At 34.3% G+C, this 1,319-nt stretch carries 1 protein-coding gene; it reads left to right on the forward strand.

Annotation, left to right across the window (positions count from 1 at the left end):
- Positions 1–106 precede the first annotated feature (106 nt).
- The coding region (locus Z054_RS29600; protein ID WP_035093871.1) for a hypothetical protein at positions 107–1,319 on the forward strand (1,213 nt) is incomplete at its 3' end.

The raw sequence follows: 1,319 nt of genomic DNA on the forward strand, positions 1-1,319 counted from the left end.
CATATGGAAATCATATTAGAAAAATAATTGTAAGGTAACTAATATCCATTTTAAAACATTAACTTAATGAATTAAAGTTAAAGAGGAAAAATCTAAACTTGTCGTCATGAAAAACTTACTTATTTTATTCTGTTGGGTATTTTCTTTCCAAATCTTAGCACAAGTCCCTGAATATTCGCTTTTTGTCTCTAGCAAGCCATATCCTGTTCCTCAATATGGTGTTTGTCTCAATGAAACAGTTTCGTACCAATTCGATGGAGGAAGTCTACAAGTTTTTGATACTGGCATATACGATTTAGGGGTTTCAATTCCGGTTATTGATATAAAACGATATCATAGGGTTGGACTATGGATATCAGTTATAGGTATTCCAGCATGTGATTATTTTTGTAGCAAAACATATGATTTCAAACTTATAAAATTTCAAAGTAAACTTATTGATAAATACAGACCTATTCCTTTTGGTAGCCCTGGTTGGCTTACTGATTTAGACAAATCTTGTGATGTTACTATTCGAACAAATTTTGTTGGAAGTCCAGATAACCCTTTTCATCAATCTGTAATTCTACCAAAATACATACAGCCCGCATCAGAGACTTCAAGAACATTAGATCAGAACCTATTTATCGAGAGCAAAAATCTTTTTTCTGATACTCCTGTGACCATTCCAACTGTAAAATGGCAATATAGCTATGGCGGAGGCTTCTTTTTTAAAGATTTTCCTGATGACATAAAAAATGTTTTTCCACTTAACACCACAATTGAAAATATACTTAGAAATGAGCCTAATGTACAAGGAGGCAAAGTATTAAAAATCAAATATGTTTTTTCCCTTCTAGGACTCCCAACTGTAGAATCACCAATTCTAAATTTTGACATACTTAATAATTCTCCGGCATTAGATCCTAACGTCAATCCAAATCCAAATCCAATTAACCCTTCTTGTAGTGACAAGACTGATGGTAGTTTTACTGTAACTTTTGATAGAGAATTAGATGATACCGTATCAGAGCGAATGAACTTAGTTGTGTATCAATTTGATGGTATAGGGTTTGATATTATTGCAGGAGTCGATATTTTAATAAAAAGCGATTTTAATGGGCGGGCTTTTACCTGGAATGCCAATGGTCTAGCTCCTGGCACATATAAAATAGGTTGGCAAACAAAGACTGGCACCGATCCATTTACCAATCCCGATGCTTATGATGAAAGTAACTCTTTTAACTTAATAGCCCCTCCTGCTTTATCGGTTAGTGGTACTCCTACACTTGTACAATGCTTTGGAGGTAATGATGGTACCATCACTGTAACACCCGATG

The organism is Aquimarina macrocephali JAMB N27 (genome assembly GCF_000520995.1).
Taxonomy (GTDB): domain Bacteria; phylum Bacteroidota; class Bacteroidia; order Flavobacteriales; family Flavobacteriaceae; genus Aquimarina; species Aquimarina macrocephali.